18 protein-coding genes and 1 other annotated feature are annotated in these 24,243 nt (G+C 38.0%); of the genes, 5 read left to right on the top strand and 13 right to left on the bottom strand.

Going from position 1 to position 24,243, the window contains the following annotated elements; genetic code table 11:
- Window positions 1–3: 3 nt before the first annotated feature.
- The 6 genes from FD20_RS04595 to FD20_RS04570 all read right to left on the bottom strand — a co-directional run bounded on the left by FD20_RS04595 (window position 4) and on the right by FD20_RS04570 (window position 9,380).
- Window positions 4–2,073 (bottom strand): BglG family transcription antiterminator, encoded by a 2,070-nt coding sequence (locus FD20_RS04595; protein WP_057736412.1) that lies wholly within the window; start codon window positions 2,071–2,073, stop codon window positions 4–6.
- A gap of 20 nt (window positions 2,074–2,093) precedes the next feature.
- Window positions 2,094–3,899 (bottom strand): PTS mannitol transporter subunit IIBC, encoded by a 1,806-nt coding sequence (locus FD20_RS04590; protein WP_057736411.1) that lies wholly within the window; start codon window positions 3,897–3,899, stop codon window positions 2,094–2,096.
- 586 nt (window positions 3,900–4,485) lie between these two features.
- On the bottom strand, window positions 4,486–6,504 hold the full coding sequence (locus tag FD20_RS04585; RefSeq protein ID WP_057736410.1) for an oxidoreductase: 2,019 nt from the start codon (window positions 6,502–6,504) through the stop codon (window positions 4,486–4,488).
- Between the two features lie 20 nt (window positions 6,505–6,524).
- A complete protein-coding gene (aroD, locus tag FD20_RS04580; protein WP_057736409.1) occupies window positions 6,525–7,280 on the bottom strand; it encodes a type I 3-dehydroquinate dehydratase in 756 nt (251 codons plus the stop codon).
- Window positions 7,261–8,487 (bottom strand): MFS transporter, encoded by a 1,227-nt coding sequence (locus FD20_RS04575; RefSeq protein WP_057736408.1) that lies wholly within the window; start codon window positions 8,485–8,487, stop codon window positions 7,261–7,263. Before FD20_RS04575 ends, aroD begins: the two co-directional genes overlap by 20 nt.
- A gap of 14 nt (window positions 8,488–8,501) precedes the next feature.
- Complete coding sequence (locus tag FD20_RS04570; RefSeq protein ID WP_057736407.1) at window positions 8,502–9,380, bottom strand: shikimate dehydrogenase; 879 nt, start codon at window positions 9,378–9,380, stop codon at window positions 8,502–8,504.
- A 141-nt stretch (window positions 9,381–9,521) separates the two neighbouring features.
- Between FD20_RS04570 and FD20_RS04565 the strand changes: the two genes are divergently transcribed.
- Window positions 9,522–10,451, top strand: coding sequence for a LysR family transcriptional regulator (locus tag FD20_RS04565; RefSeq protein ID WP_057736406.1), 930 nt, complete (start codon window positions 9,522–9,524; stop codon window positions 10,449–10,451).
- Between the two features lie 307 nt (window positions 10,452–10,758).
- Here FD20_RS04565 and FD20_RS04560 read toward each other — a convergent pair whose 3' ends face one another.
- Entirely contained in the window at window positions 10,759–11,943 is a 1,185-nt protein-coding gene (locus FD20_RS04560) for an MFS transporter (protein WP_057736405.1), read from the bottom strand.
- Window positions 11,944–12,188: 245 nt separating this feature from the next.
- On the opposite strand from FD20_RS04560, the gene FD20_RS04555 reads away from it, so the two are divergent.
- Together FD20_RS04555 and FD20_RS04550 are read left to right on the top strand one after the other, a co-directional pair.
- Window positions 12,189–13,556 carry an NAD-dependent succinate-semialdehyde dehydrogenase gene (locus FD20_RS04555; protein ID WP_057736404.1) on the top strand — a complete coding sequence of 456 codons (1,368 nt, stop codon included), beginning with the start codon at window positions 12,189–12,191 and terminating at the stop codon, window positions 13,554–13,556.
- 354 nt (window positions 13,557–13,910) lie between these two features.
- Complete coding sequence (locus FD20_RS04550) at window positions 13,911–15,095, top strand: oxidoreductase (RefSeq protein ID WP_057736403.1); 1,185 nt, start codon at window positions 13,911–13,913, stop codon at window positions 15,093–15,095.
- A gap of 222 nt (window positions 15,096–15,317) precedes the next feature.
- Here the strand turns inward: FD20_RS04550 and FD20_RS04545 are convergent, their stop codons facing one another.
- From FD20_RS04545 to FD20_RS04520, 6 genes are all read right to left on the bottom strand, one after another.
- Complete coding sequence (locus tag FD20_RS04545; RefSeq protein ID WP_057736402.1) at window positions 15,318–16,223, bottom strand: LysR family transcriptional regulator; 906 nt, start codon at window positions 16,221–16,223, stop codon at window positions 15,318–15,320.
- Window positions 16,224–16,335: 112 nt separating this feature from the next.
- Window positions 16,336–17,208, bottom strand: coding sequence for a fructokinase ScrK (gene scrK, locus FD20_RS04540; RefSeq protein ID WP_057736401.1), 873 nt, complete (start codon window positions 17,206–17,208; stop codon window positions 16,336–16,338).
- Window positions 17,209–17,399: 191 nt separating this feature from the next.
- Window positions 17,400–18,185: an alpha/beta fold hydrolase gene (locus FD20_RS04535; RefSeq protein ID WP_057736400.1), complete on the bottom strand. Its 786-nt coding sequence runs from the start codon at window positions 18,183–18,185 to the stop codon at window positions 17,400–17,402.
- 170 nt (window positions 18,186–18,355) lie between these two features.
- Entirely contained in the window at window positions 18,356–20,035 is a 1,680-nt protein-coding gene (locus FD20_RS04530; protein WP_057736399.1) for an FAD-dependent oxidoreductase, read from the bottom strand.
- Between the two features lie 18 nt (window positions 20,036–20,053).
- A complete protein-coding gene (gene ahpC, locus FD20_RS04525; protein WP_057736398.1) occupies window positions 20,054–20,617 on the bottom strand; it encodes an alkyl hydroperoxide reductase subunit C in 564 nt (187 codons plus the stop codon).
- Window positions 20,618–20,831: 214 nt separating this feature from the next.
- Window positions 20,832–21,653 carry a hypothetical protein gene (locus tag FD20_RS04520; protein WP_057736397.1) on the bottom strand — a complete coding sequence of 274 codons (822 nt, stop codon included), beginning with the start codon at window positions 21,651–21,653 and terminating at the stop codon, window positions 20,832–20,834.
- 198 nt (window positions 21,654–21,851) lie between these two features.
- Window positions 21,852–22,097: a binding site (T-box leader), on the top strand.
- Window positions 22,098–22,355: 258 nt separating this feature from the next.
- Between FD20_RS04520 and FD20_RS04515 the strand changes: the two genes are divergently transcribed.
- Window positions 22,356–23,165, top strand: coding sequence for a 2-keto-4-pentenoate hydratase (locus FD20_RS04515; protein ID WP_375712485.1), 810 nt, complete (start codon window positions 22,356–22,358; stop codon window positions 23,163–23,165).
- Between the two features lie 223 nt (window positions 23,166–23,388).
- Entirely contained in the window at window positions 23,389–24,216 is an 828-nt protein-coding gene (locus tag FD20_RS04510) for an undecaprenyl-diphosphate phosphatase (RefSeq protein ID WP_057736395.1), read from the top strand.
- The last annotated feature ends 27 nt before the right edge of the window (window positions 24,217–24,243 follow it).

Below are 24,243 nucleotides of genomic sequence, written 5' to 3'. Positions count from 1 at the left end.
TCATCATCTCTTTCTCTTAAAGTCAAGCTGCTCCATAAACTGCGCTGCTACCAAATTTTTTATCTTATCTAGATTGCCATTTTCAAAAATCTCTGTGTATCGGTTGTTCATAACGATTGCACTGCTGATGGTACCCATTAAACTGTTTTGAAAATCTGACATTGGAGCCGGCCCTATCATTAACAAAATACGTTTGACATAGATAGCATTTTGGTCCATTGCCCTCATTACAATTGGTGTTTCAAGTTCATAAACTGAGAAAAACGGACTTAAAACGCTTTTATCTGTGGCATGTACAAGTGAGATACTCGCATTAGGAATCCCTACAGGTGCAGCCTCCACCCGTTTAAGCATTTCATGCACGATCTTCTTTCGATCCTCTACAACTGCGGCTGGGACTCTGTCTAAGATCTGAACTAGCAGCTCTTCTAATTTTTCATTTTTATTGTCTAATTGCTCTAAACAAATGTGATCGACCAACTTTTTACTTTCACTTACCATATCAAACAAAGATGTCAATCTTTTTTGCCCTTCTTCGAGTCTGACCGCTTTACCTTCTATCACAGTTTTACGCCTATACTCTAGATCAAACTTGTTGATAAAACTTTTTATTCTCGCTATTTCATCACCTACCAGCAACGGACTGACAATATGATAGTTCCAATCAAAGCCAGGTAGATTCAAAGTTGAAAGAATGACGTCATAATGATTAGGGTGAATCTCATTCAATTGTGATACCTTGGCAATCTTTATCTCGGCAAGTTCTGGGAGCTCTCTTCGCAACCTGCTTTTCAAAATACTTGCTGTGCCAATTCCATTAGGGCAAATAACTAGTGCTGATAAATAATTACTTTTTGTGCTGGCGTAGCTATTTGCAAAATATAATAGAATCAGTTGCTCTTCCGTCTCAGTAAAACCGTAATTGCCAAATATTTTTGGCAACGCGCCTTGCAATATGTGATAAAGATCCGCATATTGAACACTGACATTATTTAACACTTTAATGCGCGTATTAGGCAGTTTGACGCCTTCATTATGCAACAAGAAGGTCATATGCTTGACTAGACGCGAAAACAATTCTGTATCACGGCTGAAATTCCAATGAAAAGTTTCTGACACATCCTGTATCAATTGCTTCACATTAAAAGATATTTGGAAATCATAATTATCAGCCCAATCTCCCTTTACTAGTTTATAATCCAATCCCTTTATCTGAATCGCAATAAAATCAATTTCACTAGTTGTTATCTTTTCTTTTATCTTACCGTCAAAATTTCCTAAGATTTCCAAAGCACGTTGACGATATTTAAAAAGATCACCCACATCAACAACTTTATATTTTCTGATTGTATTGTTCGTCATTCTCATCACAGAAATCGCAATTATTAAAATCAGTTGAACCTCTTGCACATCAGAATTGTGAGCCAGCTTAGCACCCGTTGCCTGTTTCAAAGCCTTGGCACAATCTAACAGAATATCCTTTGGAAAAAGCTTTAGGAAGAAATTGTGCGGTCGATAATCATCTTTCGAATTCAAGTATTCAAAAAATTCATATTCGTTGATTTCACTTGTCAGAATGCCGCAGAGAATTAATCTGATCTGAATTTCTTGTCCCACGGTTTCGATCCCAACTGCTTTTTTTGACACAATCTTAACCTGATATTCTTTTAAAGCAGCTGTCACAACTTTTAAATCTCGTTGAATTGTTCCTTCACTGACGTCCAGGGAAACCGCTAACGAGAAAATTTTCAATGGTTCATCGCTCAACAGCAGCAAACACGCAAGTGCGTCTTGCCGCTGTTTTGCTGTCAAACCCATTTTCTCATTTTGTCCTTGCAACTCAGTTTGCAGACCTTTCAAAGCAGTTGCCGAACCATCTAAACGATAAAGGCCATTTGCATTTCGAACACTCACCTCATGCTGCTGTAGATACAATTTTAGTTCCGAAAATTCTCGATAAACTGTCCGACGGCTAATATGCAGCGAATTTTCAATAGCGGACATAGTTATTCCATTATCAGATTCACAGAGTCTCAACAAAATTTTTTTTTGGCGATCTGATAATAAAATCAACTAAATCATTCCTTTTGTTTTCAAGCTAGATGTTCAACAATATAATCGTAGTCTTTAGAATTCAACAAATCTTCGACACTTACTATCTGAACCTCAGTATAGCGCAGTTTCAGATTTTTTTCTGCTTCTGGTGTCACAATAACTAAATGAAGTTTACTGTCTTCTAATTCGTCAATCCCCAGATTCTTAACCGGTGTCTTTTTCCCTTCTTTCTTCAAACGATCCTTGAACAATGAAGTTGCCATCGTAGAAGATCCAACTTTTTGATCATGATGAATGAAATCAACTTCCTTAACAGCTGCATAATCGATCGTATCGATTTTACCATCTGCTTCTTTACTACTCTCAGCATGTGTCTCAGCTTGACTTTCAGCAGGAGCAATTTGTTTCACAGTCTTCAAATTGATAACAACTTCATCATATTTTGGACTGCTTAAGAAATTACCAACAGAGATATGCATTGCATTCGGCGTCTTTTGTGAAGCCCGATCAGCTAATTCATCCTGTGTGATGACTAACAATCCCTGTTCATCTTTTAATCTGCTGATCGCTGTATTTGTTACGGGAATATCTTTGATCCCAGCCTTTTTGACTTTATCACGTAACAACGAAGCCCCCATCGCGGAAGAACCCATCCCAGCATCACAGGCAAAAATAACTTTCTTAATATCTGCATAATCTTGGACTGAGCGTTCTGCATCTTCCGCTGATGGCATACCACCCTTTGATTCAGATTTCATTTGATCCATCTGTGCCTGTTTCTCTGCCAAATCTGTCTCGCCGTCTGATTTATCCGCTTTTAAAATAATAGCGGCAACGATAAATGAGACAATCGCGGCAACTGCAACACCTGTTAGAATACGTAAGTAATTGCCTTTCGGGGTCATTAGTAAGATAGCAATAATTGAACCTGGTGAGGCCGCAGCTTTAATACCTGTGTTCAAAAGTGAGAATGTAAATGTTCCACTTACACCACCAGCAATAGCAGCCAAAATCAATGCAGGTTTCATTAAAACATATGGGAAGTAAATTTCGTGAATACCACCAAAGAATTGAATGATTGCAGCTCCAGGAGCTGATGCTTTAGCAGTTCCTTTGCCAAAGATCATGAATGCTAAAAGAATTCCAATCCCTGGTCCTGGGTTCGACTCAAGTAAGAACAAAACTGACTTGCCTGAAGTTGATGCCTGCTGAATTCCTAAAGGAACCAAGATTCCATTTCCAATAGCATTATTTAAAAACAAAATTTTTGCGGGTTCGATAAAGATATTAGCCAACGGCAGCATATGAATTGAAATGATCCAATCAACTCCGCGACTCATAAAGTTACTTCCAGCTGTTACAAGCGGGTTTACAACAAAAACCCCAAAAATAGCTAAAACCATTCCGAGAATACCGCTCGAAAAATTGTTGTATATCATTTCAAAACCAGACTTAATTTTTTCTTGGAAAAGCTGATCAAATTTTTTGATACACCAGCCGCCCAAGGGTCCCATAATCATTGCACCGATAAACATTGGTACGCTTGACCCAACAATTACACCCATTGCTGCTACCGCACCAACAACCGCACCACGTTCTTCATAAACCATTCGTCCACCAACATATGCAATCAGTAATGGAATCAGGTAATTGAGCATCGGGCTTATCATCTTAGCGATTTGTGCATTTGGGAACCATCCTTGTGCCATAAAAATAGCTGTGACTAAGCCCCAAGCAATAACTGCTGCAATGTTAGGCATAATCATTCCACTAAGACTGGTCCCGAGTTTCTGTATTTTAGTCTTTAGTGAAGACTTCTTAGGAACTGTTTTTGTAGCTTCCATGTGAGTAACCTCCCTTTATTTCACTTTTAATTATAGGAATTAATGTAAGTGTTTACAATACTTACTAAACAACATTTAGGCACGGTTGTCAGTGCCACAATTAATGAAAGAAATCACAAGCTAAGCAGATACTGCTTTTTTGTCTATAATTGCAAGTTAATAAGCTATTTAGCTAAAAATAATGAATATAAATATCAATATTTTTTGAAGTGATTCAGCGCCATACAAAAAAATTTATTTCTAAATTGTATTTTAACCTAGTAACCAACTTAAGTGATGACTCATAAAAGTTTCATTCTATCAATGGCAAGTTACAGATTTAAAAAGCGTATGTGATTTCATTTCGTGCACATTAAAAATCCAGTCTACGGACTGAAACTGATCAGTACCCCAGACTGGATTTTATAGAATTTTTATAGTCAACATCTTATTGACCCAATTCAACACGTTCCTACACCAATATAATGTATCTTAAAAAATCATTTTTCTCTGTTTAAACGTGCTACGTGCACAATACAAATTAAACTATACTCAGGCAGGAGTTCATCTTCAAAAATCCTTGAGTTCTAACATATCTTTAAATTTTTTATCGACTGTGTACAAGGTTCTTTCTTGCATCGACCAAATGAACTTCATTAAGAATACGCCGTGCTTCTTGTGTTCCTTCGTAAATCCTACGTGCGCGTTTTGAGTCTCCAATGTTGACTACACTGACACCATATTTGTCAGCATACTCATTTAAAGCATGGTTCATCAAAGGTGCATAGCCCCTCATTCCCAAGCACACAAATGCTTTGTCAAATTTTATTTTTAATTTTTTACCGTCTCGAGATACCTCAGCAGCTTCATTGGATATGGATTCGAGTTTAGTTCCCACATATTGCTTAACATTATATTTTTTTAATAATTCTTTCATTCCTAGTTTAGTTATCAGATCCAGATCTTTACCTATTTCGGGCATCATTTCAACCATCGTAACTCGGCTTTGCCGGTGTTCAGTAAAATATTCCATGACATCTAAGCCAACTGCTCCGCCGCCAATAACTAAAATGTCTTCGTTATTTTTTTCAAATGCATCCATATTTTCTAAAAGATCGAAAATATTAAAAACATGCCGTTCTTTTTTGCTCTGTGTTTCTTTTAATCCACTAATAGGCGGCAAGAAGGGATGGGCCCCAGATGCATTGATAATCATATCTGGTTTTTGGTTTTCGATCTTATCCAATGTCGCTTCCTCGTTCAAGTGGATTTCAAGATTCTCTAATTCTTTTGCCCGATGAACCAAATACACAACATAGTCATCAATTCTTTTTTTATCTGGGAGACGGGCTATTTCATGTGCCAGTCCACCTAAAAAATCTTTCTTTTCGTATAGAACGACTTCGGCCCCAATTTCTGCAGCCGAACAAGCGGCCTCAAGCGCTGTAGTACCACCGCCAATAACCACAATTTTTATTGGATTCCTAAGCTTATCTTTTTTATATTCATCCTCATTAATTACATCTGGATTGACTGTACAGCGAATTGGAAGTCCCTTAGCAATCCGATGATCAGCGCATCCGATATTACATGAAATACATTTGCGGAGCAATTCTTCTTGCCCAAACTGAACTTTATTGACCCAATTTGGCTCAGCAATCAGACCTCGTCCCATTGCAATCAAGTCTGCATCGCCATTCTCCAAAACCTGTTCTGCAATTTTGGGTGAACGAAAATTGCCGGAGGTAACTGTTACTTTATGGAATTTTTCTTTAACGGCTTTTGCCATAAACGAACGCCACCCATCAGGCAGGCTCATCTTATCGATCTGATATTGTAAATTGTCATTGACAGCAGCAGACACGTTTAAAATATCGGCTTCTTGATTGAAATATTCCAACAATTTTAATGTATCTTTTAATGAGTTGCCATCATTGATAAATTCTTCAGCACTAAAGCGCACTGAGATCGGGAAACGTGGCCCGACTGCTTTTCTGACAGCAGTTAAAACTTCTCTTGCAAAACGTGCACGATTTTCTGGTGATCCGCCGTACTCATCTTTTCGATGATTGTAATGCGGAGATAAGAACTGATCTAACAGATAGCTATGCCCAGCGTGTACTTCAACACAATCAAATCCAGCCCGTTTAGCACGCGCGGCAGCTTCCTCGTACTTGTTCACAATCTGCTCGATCTCTTCAACCTTCAAGGGTCGCGGACAAGTCATGCCTTTTTTAGAGGCAACATCTGAAGCCGAAACGGGTTGCAGCCCGCCTAAACGCAAACCAGTAGCAGATGCTCCAGCATGATTTATTTGAACAGAAGTGCACGCACCAAAAGAATGCATTTTTTCATTGAATTTCCACAAGCCTGGCAAATATTGATCATTATCCATTCGCAGCTGCGTAGTTCCGTTAGTACCCATTGGATAATCAAAACAAACATTCTCCAAAGTAATCAATGCGGTCCCACCCTTGGCACGCTGTTCATAATACTTGATATGATTATCTGTAATAGTCCCGTCATAATTAGCGAAATTGGTACCCATAGGGGGCATAATAATCCTATTTCGCAGTGTCATACCATTGATAGTAATTGGTTCAAAAAGGTGTGAATACTTTAGCATATTTCTCCTCTCGCTTTCTTTTAGCTCAATTTTAAATCTTCAAGTTCTTGTCTTAGATGTGCCAGCTCAATCTGACCTGGTGCTGACGCCTGTGTAACTGAAGCAAAAGTTAATGCTGAACCGAAGACCTCGCCGGAAATCCGTGAAACTTTGCCCAGATTTCCCATTGACATTGTGATCAGCGGCTTAGATAATTTCTCAGCAGCTTCTTTTGTTGCTTGAAGCAGAGTCAATACGTCACCATTTGAATTAGGCATAACTGCTATTTTAGCAATATCCGCACCTAGAGCTACCATACTGCTTAAACGCTCTATGATTTCTTGCTTGCTAGGAGTTTTCTCAAAATCATGATTACTCATTATTATTATTATTTCATTTTCATGAGCCGCACCCACAAGCTCCTTGATTTTGCCCTCATCATGGTATCTTTCAAGATCAACTGCATCACCTATTTTTTCTTGAATCACTTCATGGATAAGTTTGAAGTAGCCATCATCGTCCAACGCTAGTTCACCGCCTTCAGCCTGCGTTCTAAAAGTAACCAGCAGTGCTGTCTCACCCAGAATTTTACGCAGTTTTTGTGCTCCGGCTTGAAGTATCAACTTATCCATAACGTCCTTAAAAAAATCAATCCGCCATTCGACCATATCTGGTTTCTGCTGAGCAATGGTCTGAGCTTGTTCTGCAATTTCTTCTAATGATTTTCCTGTGATCGGGACTGCAACTTTAGGCCTGCCGCTTCCTAAAACAAGGTTTTTAATTTGAACTGTCTTCATTTTTGGCACCCCTTAATCTATTTTTTCTGAAGAGCCTACGATATCGTAACGTTATCAGCGTAGTGATTATAAATCCGGCTAAAGCGATAAAAACATCAAATAAAATAATATTCCCCATATTTGAAGCCATCATACTCGTGAATAGTGGGATAGTAAAAGATGCGATCGAACCTGCTGTATAAAAAGCCCCTGTAATTGTTCCCTTGCCGCTGGGAAAGAAATCCGCCATAACAGTCAGTCCCAATTGCATTACTCCACCAGCTGCAGAGAATCCAACGACAAATGACATAACCGAACAAATGACCGGATTGGGGAAAATGTACATCGCTAGCAGTGATACAAACGAAATCAATGTGTAAACACTCAAAAAACTGATTTCTTTAACTGTACGACGAGCAAGTGCCGCTGTTACAAACACACATACCAGTGAACCAACACTATAGTAACTGATAAGTGCATGCGCACCTGTTGCGCTCATCCCTGCAGCTTTTTCACCATACTCGCTGAGCCACTGACTAACTAAATAAAAAGTAGCTTGTGAAATATATCCGTACAAAATAAATAACGTTCCATCAAACCAAAAGTTTGCTCTGGTGTCGGAGACTTTCTTTTTTGTCTCGTTTTTTTCCTCTTTTTTAATTTCAGATACTTGTGGAAACTTGCCAGCCATGAGCATAAAAATACCATTTAAACCTAGAATTATGATACATAGGATAAAGGTCCAACCAAACCAAAGCCCATTGGAAATCAAAAAGCTAATCAGCAAAGGTAAAATGAATTGCCCACCTGAAATGAAAGCTTTGATAATGACATTAGCAGTTCCTTTAGAATCAGGAAACATTTCCATCAATGCTGGATAGGTCCCAGAATCAAGAAATGAATTGGCAATCCCAGCCAAAACACCAAAAACATATGCTATAGCCACACTCTTACTTAGTATAATTCCAGCAAAAAAAAGCAAATATGTTGCAGTGCCCAGCAGAACAAAAGGTTTGCGTCCAAATCGATCAGACAGGGCTCCTGAGACAAAGAGAACTATCAACCGGCCAATTCCCAGTGAGGAAATAACTACCGCGACCCCAGCTGTATTAGTGCCCCACTGTTTAGCTAGGAAGTTCATATTCTGTGCTAGTATAATAACTCCGAAGCCATGCACAAAATAATTTAAATACAAACTGAATGCAGTAGGCATATATTTATTTTTCATCTCTGTAACCCCACTTATTTATCTTCTTTAAAGAGTAATTCTCGAATGTATTCAACAGGCATACTTTTGCCAGTCCAAAGTTTGAAAGCTTCTGCACCTTGTTCAAGCATCATTCCCAGACCGTTAAACACGTGTGCAACACCCGCTTTTTGTGCAACTTCCATCAATTTAGTAGTCCTTGGAGCATATACTGTATCATAGACAATAATGTCTTTTCGGAACCAACTTGGATCAGTTACAAGCGTTTCATCTTCCAAAGGTTTCATCCCTACACCAGTTGAATCACAGTAAATCGCACTATCGGCAATTTCTGACTTAAAGTCTTCTTGGTCTTCTAAAGTATGCAGTGTGGCCTTGCAACTTGTTTTTTCATTTATGATATCAACATTTCGTTTAGCATTATCCCAGACTTTATCTTTTGCGTTGAAAATAGATATTTCAGCAACACCGTCCAACGCTGCTTGAATTGCAATTGCGGTCCCAGCACCACCGGCACCGCTCAAAGTCATTTTTTTACCCCGAATATCAAGACCTTCATCTTCAAGTGACTTCATAAACCCTGTTCCATCCGTTGTATAACCTGTTAAAATCCCATCATCATTAACCACAGTATTAACTGCACCACATAATTTTGCAGCAGGATCAAGTTTATCTAAATAAGGAATTATTTTCTGTTTATTTGGCATAGAAACATTTGAGCCTCGCATATCAAGGGTTCGAATTGCTTTGACAGCATCGCTCAACTTGTCATTTGTGATGTCAAATGCAAGATATGCATAGTTTAAACCTAATTTTGCAAAAGCATTGTTATGCATTGTAGGTGACATTGAATGCCTAATAGGATAAGCCATTAGCCCAATCAAAATTGTGTGTCCATCAATACGTTCTGTCATTTAAAATCCGCTCCTTTAAAAATATCTGTTTTTTTGTTACTCAATTCACATATAATGATAACCGCTTACTTAGATAGAATAAATAAAAATTATTTGATTGATTGATAGAATTATTCTATGATTGCTTTGGAGGTGTTGTAATTGAATTTACGTCACTTAGAATTTTTTAGAGATTTAGCTCACACACAGCACATGTCAAAAACTGCCGAAAAGCTGGGCATATCTCAGCCTTCTCTTAGTTATGCAATTGACAGTTTGGAAAAGGAACTTGGGTTCCCTTTATTCAAAAAAAATGGGCGCAACATTAAATTGACACATCTTGGAAAAGTTTATCTTCAATTCGTTCAAAAGGGGTTAGACGAAATTGAGCGCGGAAATGCTCTTCTTCAACGTCTTTTAAATGTTAACGAAGGTACGGTTAATCTTGGCTTTACATATACTCCTGGACAAAGCTTAGTTCCAGAAATCATTAAATCATTTCAAAAGGAAAAAACAAATTGCAAAATCTCTTTTAATTTTATCCAAGGAAACACACAGCAGCTTTTAACTGCTTTGTTAGAAGAAAAATGTGATTTTGTTTTTTCTTCTTTTAGCAACCATGTTGGAAACCTGAATACAACTGATATCCTTGATTTCCGCCCCCTCGTTCAGCAGGAAATCGTTCTCGCTGTTCCTGCTGATCATCCATTGGCCCGCTGCCAGAATATTAATATTGAAGATCTTGCGCAGTATCCCCTAATATATTTTTCAAAACAAAGTGGACTAAGGCCCCTAATTGATTCTCTATTTAAAAAAAATGGTTTAAAGCCCAAAATACTATTTGAAATTGAAGAGGATCACACAATCATTGGATTTGTCAGACAAGGATTGGGTATTGCTCTGATACCTCGCTTGCCGCTTTCGAACTGCGATTCAGTCAAAATGCTTCATATCAATGAGTCCGCCGCCAAGCATCAATTATATCTAGTATTAAAAAATAATTATTTTTTAACTCCTTCTGCGTCAAAAATGCAAAACTTTATTACTGAGTACTGTTTCAAAAATTTTACGTCACAAAATAAAATGATTTAACAATATCGCCTTTTTTAATTCAAAGTTTCTGAATTTGGACCATTAAAAAATCAAGTTTTTACATCTAAACGGTGAAAAGAGAAGTGTGAAACTCGTTGGTAAAGTTAGACAAAAAATTTTGACTTACATAGTAAATTTATACAAAATTGATAAAAGAACCAGGTCAAAGTTTAGCTTTTGATCTGGTCCATTTTCTTTAACTTTCTATTGTAAAAGTTAACGTATTTCAATAGTCAATCCCACAGTTAGCTAGGAATTGCTCGTAGCTAGGACCGATTTATTTTCATAACCTGCTGATATTCATTGATTATAAATATTTTCTCATCGCAACTATTATTAGACTGCAAATTACACCTGCAGCAGCAATACAGACGTCAAACCACATAATATTATGAACACTTGTTTGAGAAATAATTCCCGTGATCAAAGGGATCGTAAAAGAAGCAATGCTCCCGGCAGTGTAATAGATCCCAGTAACAACTCCCTTATGTGACGGAAACAATGAACTCATAACTGTTAATCCAATCTGCATAACTCCGCCAGCTGCCGTAAAACCAATTACAAATGAACCCCAAGTCATAATTTGAGCATTTGGCACAGCAGCCATCAGGAACAAAACAGCGAAAGAAGCAGTTGTATATCCACATATCAACCACGTTTGTTTTGCCATCCGATTTACCAGCATTGCATTCGCGATCACTCCAATAATGGACCCAACACTATAAATACTGACAAGCATTCGTGCGTGTATCAAATCCAGATGCACGATATCTTCACCATACTTAGTCATCCATTGGCTGACTAAATAAAAGGTCGACATGGAAATATAACCGTAAATCGTTAAAACTGTCCCTAGAAATATTCGCTGCGATTTTTTTACCTTCGTTTCTATTCTAGAAACTGCAATGATCGAAGATGCTTTGCTAGAGGTTCCTGCAGGAAACTTTCGCTTCAATAAGAAAATAAAGTTCCACGTCAAGATCAATATACACACAACAAACGACCATCCATACCATAAAGATCTTTTTTCCAGCAGCCCAACAAAAATGGGCAATAATAGTTCTCCCATCGATGCAAAAGCTTTAATTATAATATTAGCGGTTGACTGAGCCTTTGGATACAATTCCATTAGAGCGGGATATGTTCCTGAATCTAGAAAGGAATTAGCCATTCCAGCTAATATGCCAAAGAAATAGGCCTGCGTTATATTACCACTACATATAATACCGATAAAAAAAGGAATATATGTCAAAATGCCTAATTCAACAAAAATTTTGCGTCCAAAACGATCCGATAAAAACCCCGAAATAGACAAAACCAATAAACGTCCTATTCCGAGAGATGAAATAACATATGCCACACCTGCAGCATTTACGCCCCATTGCTTTTCTAACGCCAACATATTCTGCGCTAAAATGACAATTGCCATCCCATGAACGAGATAATTCAAATATAAACAAAGGGCTGTTTTTAGCCTTTCCCTCTTAACCATAGTATTCACCCAGACCTTGATAAATTTGAATTGAGTAACAAAGTTTGAATGTTCAATGGTTCACGTTAATATTAAATTAATAGTCTTTAATAATCAATGGGATAAATAGATTCTTCACAAAAAAAGTCGTATTTTACTTAACTAATTTTCTTTTGGACATATTGGTGTTAAACAAGCAGATGGTTTGTAATTGTTGCATAGAAAAGTCATTATGATATTAGAGTATAGAAAGGAGAACGAAATATATGTCCTATAAAGCAGTAAATCCTTTTAATGGAAAAACAATTCGTGAATTTCCAGACGCAACCGATGCCGAAGTTGATCAAGCTTTGAAAAAGGCCAATCATTTTTATCATGCAGCTAAAAATCAACCAATATCTGAAAGAGCGGCACAACTTGAAAAACTCGCAAATGAATTTTCTGAGCACAATGAAAAATATGCACGTTTTCTAACAACCAATATGGGCAAGTTAATTTCACAAGCACGTTCTGAAGTGAAGAAAAACGTTGAATTTGCAATGTATTATGTCAAAAACGGGGCACAAGCCTTGCAACCTGTCCCATACAACAATATCCCTGGCAAAGAGGCTCACGTTGAATTCAGTTCAATCGGGACAATCATGTCTGTTGAACCATGGAATTTTCCTTACACTCAGATTATGCGTGTTTTCGCACCTAACTTCATTATTGGAAATCCAGTTATTCTAAAACATGCAAGTATCGTTCCTGAATGTGCACAAGCATTTGAGGATGCTTGCAAAACCGCGGGAATTCCCGAAGGTGCCTTTAAAAACCTCTTCATTAACTACGATCAAGTCAATCATATAATTGCAGATACGCGGGTACAAGGAGTCGCCTTGACTGGTTCCGAGAATGCTGGACGTAAAATTGCTGCTGAGGCTGGCAAAAATCTCAAAAAATCAACAATGGAACTTGGCGGGACTGATGTCAGTATTATCTTGAATGATGCTGATCTTAAAACCGCTGTTGAAGGTACCGTTGCAGCACGCTTGAACAATTCAGGACAAGTATGTACCGCTGCTAAGCGTTATATTGTTCAAAGCGGTATCTATGCTGATTTTCTTGCGGGCATTATCGATGAATTTTCCAAGCGCAGGTTAGGTGACCCGCTTGATGAGCGCACAACACTTGGACCTTTGTCCTCTAGAAGTGCACAACAAAATCTCCACCAACAAGTAAAAAAGATCCTTGCGGGAGGTGCAAAAATTCTCTGGGGTGATCCAGAATTGCCACAAGGTCCAGGAGCCCTGTTTAATCCGCTTATTATTTCAGGAATGACCCTTGATAATCCGATGTACGACACTGAATTATTTGGCCCTGTCGCGCAGGTTTATAAAGCTGATACAGAAGAAGACATTTTGAAGATTGCTAACCATTCCAACTATGGTTTGGGAGGAGCTGTTTATTCAAAAGATGCTGAGCATGCCAAACATATTGCCTCTCAGGTTGAGACAGGTCAAGTTGCAATTAATCAGCCTTTGTCTTCCTACCCTGAACTGCCTTTTGGTGGTGTTAAAAATTCTGGCTATGGTCGTGAGTTGAGCGATATGGGGATTCGGGAATTTGTAAATGCAAAAACCATTTTGAACTAATCAAAAAAATAGTACAAATTTGGAAATTTTTAGGCGTTAATAGAAAATTAGTAGCGAATGTTACTCTGCCTATATGGAATTTTCGATCAAGTAAAAATGAATGGTAGTCAGAACATAATCGCGAAGATCAAAAACTAACTGTGAGAACTGTGGCAAAGAAGTTATGCCACAGTTCTCCTTTTATTTAGTCACATTATCTCCGTCTAAATGAAACAATAAATTGAAAGTTAAGTTAATCCTTCTTATTGACTGTTGCCTTGAATAAAAGTCAAGCTTAATGAAACTTTTTCTTCATATAAACCGCCTTCAAATAATGTTAAAGTATTCACATAGAACAAGGAAAGGTGGATTATAATGAATAAATTGCTTGATAAGGTTACATTTAAGCATGGTGCAGTACTGAACAACAGAATTGTCATGGCACCCATGGTAACATGGGCAGGAACTGATGATGGTGATGTTAGCCAAGAACAACTTGACTATTACAAAGCACGCGCTGAAGTAGGTGGTATGATCATCACTGAAGCAACCTATGTCGATGAAGCCGGTATTGCTTTCAAAGGAGAAATTGGTGTTTCAAATGATAAATACCTCAGTGGCTTAGCCAAGCTTGCCAACACCATAAAAAGTCACGGTGCTAAAGCTATTCTTCAGTTACATCACGGTGGACGCCAAGCTGCTATCTACTATGATCGTGGTGGTATTCCAGTCGTTCCCTCTAAAAAAGACTATCCTTTTATTGATTATCCAGTTCGTGAAATTACACAAGAAGAAATTTTACGTGTAATCAAAGAGTTCGGTGATGCTACTATTAGAGCAATCAAAGCAGGATTTGATGGTGTTGAAATCCATGGAGCAAATCACTACCTATTACAGCAATTTTTCTCTGCATATTCTAACGAACGGACAGATTGGTATGGTGGATCTCTTGTTAATCGAATGAATTTTATGCTTGATATCATTAACGAAGTTTCCAAAGTAACCAAGGAATTTGGTAAAAAAGGATTCATCATTGGACTTCGCATAAGTCAACAGGAAATTCATGGTACTAATTTTGGCTTTGGCTGGAAAGAAAACTCTGAACTAATTAAGCGTCTTAATAAAACAGATTTAGATTATGTTCACATTTCCGCAATGGGTAATGCTGTTGATGGTTGGAAAGCAAAGCCAAGCGATAGGGAAGAAAACTTTACAGAATTATACGCAAAAGTGATTGATCCAAGCATAAAACTAATTGCCTGTGGTAATATTCTTACCGTAAAAGATGCTGATGAAGCAATCCAAGTTGCAGATTTGGCAGCGCTTGCTCGTGAAGCATTAATGGAACCTGAATTTGCAAAAAAACTGCTTGAAAACAAGAACGATAAGATCGTCTCTGAAATCTCGCCTGAACGTCTGAAAAATCTTAAATGGCCTTCTGGGTTATTCGACGTGATTATTAAAGGAGAGGGCTGGCAAGGAGACATTCCAAAACATGGATATGTTACCGATGTTCCAATGCCTGGTGATGAATCAGTTATCCAATATCAACGAAACTAATTACTAATCTAAAATTCAAATTTCTTACTATAAGAAATCTTTGAAGAAAAGTGTGACATAAGTCGGTAAAATTTAAGTAATGACATGAAATTACGGATAGAATTTTGACTTATGAAACACGTTCATACGGAATCAATAAAGGGGCCTACAGCAAAACTAATCTTTTGCTGTAGGTCCTCTTCTTTAAAACCTTGTATTATATTAATTAAAGTGTTTCAAAACCTATGTTTTTTTTAATCTGTCAGTTACTCTTCGCATCAGTTCTTTAAGCACCGATGGTAACATTACCTCATCATCGTATACCCACCCAAGTTCGAATTGATCGTTAACAAGATGTCCTATACTAAGCTGCGGAAGCTCTACCAAAGGCGAATAAACCGAAAAAAGTGCTTGCCAGTCGCGGGCTAAGGTAACCGCATTAAGTCTTTTAATCGATGAAACAATCGTCCAAGGATCAGAAGTTCTTAAAATAACGTCTAAGGGTCCGCATAAAAATTGTAAGTGTCGAAAGACTGCATCGTTATATGGATCATCAAACAGTACAAAACGTTGCTTTCTAATTTGCGCAGTATCAATGTAATCAGCATTTAATATTTTATTCTGCTTGGATGTAAACAACCGTAGATGTCCTTCATGAACTGGTTTAAATTCAAGTTTTTTGATGTATTGATGATTATAATCATTAATTGCCGCAAAACCGAGGTCAATCTCATGATGAGCAACACGTTCAACGACCTTTGCGGATGATGCTTGACTCAAATCCATTCTGAAGTCTATTCCACTCGCCTGCATTTTTAAATACTCTTGCAGAAATGGCCTTAAAATTGTGTTTGCAAACGCCACACGGAATACTTCCTTTTTTGACTTTGTGCCTAAATTAGTTGCATAATCCTTGAATTTCAACGTATTATCTATGACTTCTTGGATAAAAGGGATCAATTCCTTCCCTTCTGGGGTCAATTCGGTTCCGTAACGATTGCGTTCAAAAATTTTTACTCCTAGCTCATCTTCCAATTGAGACACTGCTTTGCTTAACCCAGATTGGCTGATATGCAATACATTTGCAGTATCTGCTAGTGTACGCTGCTGCGACAATTCGATAACATAAAAAAGTTGATCCAGCGTCATTAATCTCATCTCCGCATAATAATAAATATCCGCATAAAAACTAACATAACACGCTTAAAAAGTATAAAGCTTCCACGATTTGGACCACCACTACAATAAAATTAAGCTTTAACTACTTATGAAGCTCATTAAAAGCCAGTGCGAAGTTACCCAAAGTAGCGGATCCATTGTTTTTAACTCTTGGCATACGAATATAATTTTCCAAGTCATCAATATCGATATAGCCATTGTTCAATTTTTCAAAATCACGTCTTACTTTCTTAAGCAATCTTTCACTTATGACTCCACCACCGAAAATAATATTGTCAGGACGCAAAATCAATGTCTGCTGGATAGCTGCCTGAGCGATATAATATGACAGTATATCCCAAACCTTATCATCTTGAGCAACTTTTTCACCAGCAATTCCGGTTCTGGCTTTGATGGAGGGTCCTGCGGCCAATCCCTCTAAGCAATCTTTATGGAACGGACAGATTCCTTCAAAACCTGAATCAGCAGGATGTCTTTTTAAATAAACATGCCCCATCTCAGGATGTCCCTTAGTTCCAAGAATTTCTCCATCAATAATTGCACCGCCGCCAACGCCAGTTCCAATTGTCAAATAAACCAGTGATTTGATCTTTTCATTAAAAAGCTGCGCAACCGTATACTCACCAAACGCTGAACCGTTAACATCTGTTGTAAAAAAGATAGGCACATCTAACTCTTTTTTGAGCAGACCTACGAAATCAACATTTTTCCAACCAGGTTTCGGTGTATTGGTAATAAAGCCATACGTTTTACTTGTATACTGCACATCAATCGGCCCAAAAGATGCGATAGATAAAGCCTCGATTTTAAACTTCTTAAAGTATTCAATTGCTTTGCCCAAAGTTTCTTCTGGGGTCGTAGTTGGGAATTTAACACTGTTCTTAACCCGATAATCTTCGTTGCCCACTGCACAGACAAATTTGGTACCACCTGCTTCGATACTGCCTAATAGCATTTATAAGCACCTCTTTCAAATTATAAAAAATTAGTTTCTACTAACTCAAATCACGAATAAATATATCATAACAATTTTATGTGTTCAATTTCAAATTTTAATCGGCTTTACAACAGTTTCTCTTCGCTTTTTTATGCCGTCTATCGCATGCTCGAACCAGTAAGTACATGACCGTATAATTCACTCTTTCACTACTTATGTCCATTCTCATTAAACAAAAACTCAGCTACATCGCGGTCAACTTCTCCATTCTCATGCAACATGCTATGATATGCCATTAGTGGGCTCCCATCAATCACCTTGACTTGATAACTTTTAACATAAGGTTTAACAATCATTCCTAAAGACAGATCCTTGTTCAACGGAATACCACCATCCGTTTTCCAATTCCAAATATTACCTGCAATATTCAGAATACTCAATTCCGAATCTAATTTTTTACCCTTTTTTCTAAGCCCGGGGAAAGTAGTTGCGATGTTTACGAATTTGCTCACTTGCGGTGTTCGCGAATCTTTAGCATCTTTGCTAATTAGATAGTTAAAAACAATGTTTCCACCACTCGAATGTCCAACTAAATTGACTTTCGAGATATTGTACTTTTGCTTTAGCTTAGTTAATACCTTGCTTAACTGTACAGCTTCAAGCTTCTCATTTCGATTATTTTCAAACAAGACTTGAATCAAAGGATTTCTAGACTTTAAAGATGCTTTTTGAGCAAAAGTGATTCTGCCCTTTGCACTTACATGAACAACCATCGCCTTAGTTCCTAGTCCATAATGATCCAATCTAAAAATCATTCCGCCAAAAGAAAATCGGTTACCCATATACCCCGGTATAAAAAGGGTCGGAATCTCATTTTTTTGCACCTTAACTTTTCGAAGAAAATTTGCTTGCCGATACCACCATGCTCCTCCCAAAAGTAAAATTATTGCGGAAACTGCAGTACTCAGTTTTATTAATTTTTTAACTTTTGCCATTTTTCAAAACCACTTCTCTGCCTGTGAATACCTTCATCATACACTCACAAAAGACATAAACAAACAAGGACCTGCGGACAAAATACATCTTTGCCGCGCAGGTCCTTCTTAATATTTATTTATCTGCTTTCACATGTTTAACCTAAATGCTTCTCCAAAACTAACTATTATTAGATTGCAGCTACTTTTTCACAGGCAGCTACTAACTGTTCCAAAGTCTGGCTTCCAAAAATCACGTCACCATCATTAATAATAGTAGCTGGAACACTCATAATATGTTTTTCGGTTCTTAGCTCTGGAAACATTTGCAGATCTATCATTTCAGCAGAAACGTTAGAATTAAGAACTGCCATATGTTGACAAGCTGACACAACATCTGGGCAAAAATGGCAAGTTAATGCAATTCCAATCTCAATTTTTGTTTTTGGTAATTTTTTGATACGTTCTTCTAGTGCCGAATCAATTGCTTGTCCTGGCCCCGCGACATTGTAGAGCGCCAATACAAGTGAATTTAATTCGTGTCCTGTAGGGATTCCGCTAAAACTGATTCCCAAAGAATTCTGCTCAGCATCCAAAATACTCAGCGCTGGCAAGCGCTGACCTTTTGACGCCGCTACGTGTTTGAGCTCATAATGGATATGTGTATCAAGCTCAGCAAATTCCTTTGCAAATCCACCCAATTCCTGACTTTTAGAACTTCCGTCATCCAAATGCAACAAAACAACGTCCGATTTCAATTTGCTAAAAACACTCTGCAGCTGTTTTTGCAAATCTGAATTGAACCATTCCCCTTGATGCTGTACAGACTTTTCTTCTGCTTTTGTATCTAGGTCAGTCGCCTGGCCCAAAACTTTCCTCGGTTGCTTTTGTTTATCCACGGCGGGATGAACAGGAATATTAAGCCGCTGTTTCTGTTCGGTAACATAATGCTCTGCCGCTGTAGCTGCACTAGCTCCATCAGCAGCCGCAGTAACGATTTGGCGAAGCGGTTTAGCCACAACATCACCAGCTGCAAAAACACCGTCTGTACTTGTTTTTTGGCAAGCGTCAACTTTAACATACCCATGCTCATCACAATCAATATATTCAGTAAACCCCTTAGTAGCAGGCTGTGTCCCTACATAGATGAAAACACCGAATGTTTGTTCATTTACAGGCACGTGGTATACAGTCTCTTTACCAGTTTTATTATCGACAAAATGCGCACTTGTCAGATAATTATCCCCGCTTACAGCAGCTAGTTCTGTATTAAATTTAACATCGACCTTAGGATTATTTAGAGCACGAGCTGCTGTTAGAGGCGCGCATGTAAATTCTGCCTCACGTACAATTACAGTCACATGACGTGCATAACGAGTGAGATAATCGGCTTCCTCTGCTGCTGCATACCCGCCTCCAACGACGAACACCTGCATCCCGCTAAACAATTCTCCATCACATGTTGAACAATATGCAACTCCGCGTCCTTTAAATTCGTCCTCACCTTGAAATCCTAATTTTCTCGGCTTTGCTCCTGTCGCTAAAATAACACTACGACAATAGTAATCTTTTTTACTTCCGTGCACGACTTTAACATCTCCGTCAAAATCGTATGCTTCTACATTGTCACGCGTTATTTCAGCGCCAAAGTACACTGCTTGCTCCTGCATTTTATTCATTAATGCCGTACCATCAATTTTTTCAACAGCAGGATAGTTCCATACAACAGAAGTCGTTGTAACTTGGCCCCCAACTTGATCATTCTCGATAATCAATGTGTCCAAAGTTGCTCTTCCAGCATAAATTCCTGCGGATAAACCTGCTGGACCAGCCCCTATAATGACTGTGTCATAAATGTGTTTTTCTGCCATCCTCATCGTCTCATTTCACTATATTTTTCCAACTAAATCAAGACTTGGTGTAATAGTATCTTCACCTGGATGCCAGTTGGCTGGGCAAACCTTATCACCATGCTCCGCAACAAACTGTGCTGCTTCAAGTGTTCTCAATATTTCACCTGCATTGCGACCGATACCCATGTCATTGATCGTATAAGATTTAATTTTACCTTCAGGATCAACAATGAATACTCCACGAAATGCTTGACCGGCTTCTTCATCCAAAACTCCAAAAAAACGTGCTAATTTTCCAGCAGGATCAGCCAGCATTGGGTATTGAACTTTGCCTATTGTATCGGTTGCTTCAGCCCATGCTTTATGTACAAACTCACTATCTTCTGAGACAGAGAAAATTTCTGCATTGGCCTTTTTGAATTCCTCATAATGATCTTGCAAATCACCTAATTCTGTCGGACAAACGAATGAGAAATCAGCTGGATAGAAGAAAAAAACTGACCATTTTCCTATTACATCTGCTGTTGTTATCTCTTTTGTTTCCCCTTGCTGGTACGCATTGACCTTGAAATCTGCTAACTTTTGATTGATGAAATTCATAAAAACAGCCTCCTTTTAAATTGTTTAGAATATTTCTAAACCCATAGTCAGTATAAACCAATTAAGCCTAAAAGAAAATACATTTTGCAAAATATTTTTAAAAATTACAGCTTTTGGTTCTTAGATATAAAATACTTTGCAAACTGACCTCTTATTCACATACTTTTAATAGGGACTTTACTTCTTAATCGAGATATTGAAAAGTTGTTGTTAACTATTTAACACTTGCAACCATCTTAATTGCCGTTTCGAAATCATACGCACTCAACTTAAAAACAGTTTTTTCATCCTGCCATATTATAGTCTGATTATGCTGACCACTCTGCTTGTCAGCCTCAAAAGAGACTTGTCCGTATAATCGCGGCACAGGCAATACATGTCTCTCTAATAATCCAACTGTTTTTCTCGCCATCTGCTCCGCTTTTTTCTCTTGAGCAGCGGTTGAATAAATAGTAAGTGACCAGTTTCCTTCATTCCAGCTTAGATAGCGTTGCCCTGCTCTCGCATCCAGATAGCCTTGAATATTATGGTCCAAATCGATGGTCGACAACCCCTTAAAATCAGCTGATGTTTTATGTTCTATCTGCTGAGCTGCCTCTTCAGTCGTATTATATGTCCTCTTTGTAAACTCGGCATACGGCGTCTCCTGCGCTACATCGTCAGCATTAAAACTCTTAGCTTTTTCCCCGACACTATAAAAAATCGCGTAATTAGCAGTATCGCCATCATAACGGACATTCATTGTGCGACTGCCGCTGGTCAAACCATCAGCGGTCGGCAACAAAACATTTCCTAATGCAGTTCGCAATTTACGATTAAGCATGGTTATTCTTGCTGTCTGTTTTGGTGAATCCTTTGTACCACTAGCAGCAGATGTCCTTTTTTGCGCGCTTTTCTTCTTGGCAGAACCATTTTTTGTTGTATTTTTTATCCCTATTTTTGTGCTGCCCTTAGTCTTTGCTTCATTTGACTGTGAGGTACAGCCAGTCAGCAGCAGACTGCTCACGGCAAGTATGACTATTGCACACTTTTTCATAAATAGGCCCCTCTCAAAATCTTTTTTCATCGTAAGCGTACTACATTTCAACTATAGTTAACAAATAATAACAAGCATGATTTTCAGTTTTTCTAGTACCCTTTCCTTTGTGCTAACTCTAAACAACAAAATTTGTAAAAAGTCTTGACAAGATTAAATTTAAAGTTTAAGATACAGTCAATAATTAAATTCGAGTGAGAGAAAACGTCGATTAGGAAAGTAGTTTATGTGAATCAGCTTAGAGAGCCATCGTTTGGTGCAAGATGGACTGAAGAGGATAGGCGAAAATCACCTAGGAGTTGTGCATCGAAATTTTTAAATAGTAACTTGCACTGGCTGCCGCCATTATCAGGCCAGCAAATTGATTGTTTGATAGTTTGCTTGAGGTATTTTCAGTAATGAAAATATAAACTGAGGTGGTAGCGCGTTTTTAACGTCCTCTGATTTAAAAAGTGATGTGTTCTTTTTAAATCAGAGGACGTTTTTTATTCGAATTTAAACTAATCTAAAGTGAGGTGAGGACCTATGAAAGGTGAAAGTGGTATTAAAAATTCTGATGAAAGCGATATTCAGATTAATAAACTAACAAGTTGTTTCCAAGATTTACCAGATAGTCCTCACGCTCGTGGGCATAAGTAAAAGGCAGTGAAGGCTATCTCAGTTGTTATTAATAATATAAATATACTAAACGGAGGTAGATTCATTATGACACAACAAACTACTACATTATCAAAAACAGAAGAAAAATTTGCGCAGGAACTTTTTAACGCTTACTCATCAAAGAAACCTCTCAAAGAAACTGATTGGAAAGACCTAGTGACAGATACTGACACGGCATATAAGGTTCAGGAACGTCTAACTGAACTAAAGAATGAGGAAGTCGGTGGTTATAAAGTCTCTTTAACAAGTGCTGAGACTCAAAAGATGTTTGCTTCGGACTCCCCTCTTTATGGAGCCCAAGTAACCAGTCATTTTCTAAAAGCACCTGTTACTGTAAGCTTGCAGGACTTAATGGAACCTCTAGTTGAAGTCGAACTTGAATTTCGTGCAAAAGAGGATCTTTCAGCATCTGATTCGCTTGAAGATTTGATGAATAAAACAACAGTCGCGGGTGGACTTGAAGTTCCCGATTCGCGTTTTGAAGACTGGTTTCCAACGCTTTCTAAATACATGGTCATGTCGGATGCTGCTGTTGGAGGTCTTGTTGTGTATGGTCAGGAATACAATACAAACGAGGTGTTTTCCTCAGTTGCTGAACTTGCAGATGTAAAATGCGAATTACATCATGACGGTAAAAAAGTTAAAAATGGTGTTTCATCGGAAGTATTAGGCAACCCACTCAAGTCTCTTCACTGGCTTGTTGAAAAACTTGAGTCGCAAAACAAAAAATTTGCAGCAGGACAAATGGTTTCATCTGGAACGTTCGTCCTACCACCAAAACTGACCGCTGGGAAATGGGACGTATCTTTCAGCCGTGGTTTAGGTACTGTAGAACTAAAGGTTACAAAATAGGTAGTTATAGTTTTAAATTAGTAGGACCTGCAGAACAGTTAAGAAACTATTTTGCAGGTTCTGTTTTGTATGCGGACAGATAAAAGATTGTTCTGAAAAAACAATGAGGTAATTAATTTTTTTTTAAGCGAACATAAAACAACTAACTAAAATTGTTTATCCGTGTTAAATGAAGTATGATGATACAGTGAAATTAATTTTTTATGTATGAAGGAGATTTTTTATGTTTGATATTATCAAAGCTATAATATTAGGAATAGTTGAAGGTGTCACTGAGTTCTTGCCTATTAGTTCAACTGGGCATCTTGTATTGGTCGATCAATTCATCAAGTTGGAACAATCATCTCAATTCATTGACATGTTTAACGTTGTCATACAGCTCGGAGCAATCATGGCAGTTGTCGTTATCTACTTCCACAAATTGAATCCATGGTCACCTCGAAAAAATGCGCTTGAAAAGAAAAGTACTTGGACATTGTGGAAAAAAGTTATCGTTGCAGTCATCCCGTCTGCAGTTATCGGCTTACCGCTAAATGACTGGATGGATGAGCATCTGATGAACTGGTTTGTTGTTTCTATGGCTCTCATTGTATATGGTATATTATTTATTCTTATTGAGAATCGCAATCGAGACATCGAGCCAAAGTATGCTGACTTAAATACTTTATCCTATAGAACAGCAATTGCAATCGGACTCTTTCAGATTCTTTCACTTGTCCCTGGTACATCACGTTCCGGTTCAACTATCTTAGGTGGAATTACCATTGGAGCTTCTCGCTATGTAGCAACTGAGTTCTCATTCTTTCTCGCAATTCCGACTATGTTCGGTGCTTCTCTTCTAAAGCTCTACAAATTTTTTAAACATGGTGGGTCTTTAGTCGGTTTACCAGGGGTCGTTCTTGCAGTTGGCGTTGTCGTTTCTTTTATCGTTGCATACATATCTATTCGCTTCTTGCTGAATTACGTTAAGAAAAATGACTTCAAAGCCTTCGGATGGTATCGTATTGTTTTAGGTATCATTGTAATTGGCTATTTTGCTTTAATTCACTAAAAATTTTGTATCTTAATTCAAACTACT

The organism is Liquorilactobacillus uvarum DSM 19971 (assembly GCF_001434935.1).
GTDB lineage: Bacteria > Bacillota > Bacilli > Lactobacillales > Lactobacillaceae > Liquorilactobacillus > Liquorilactobacillus uvarum.
Note: the sequence above shows the minus strand (reverse complement) of the source record. Positions and strands in the feature narration are given on the sequence as shown.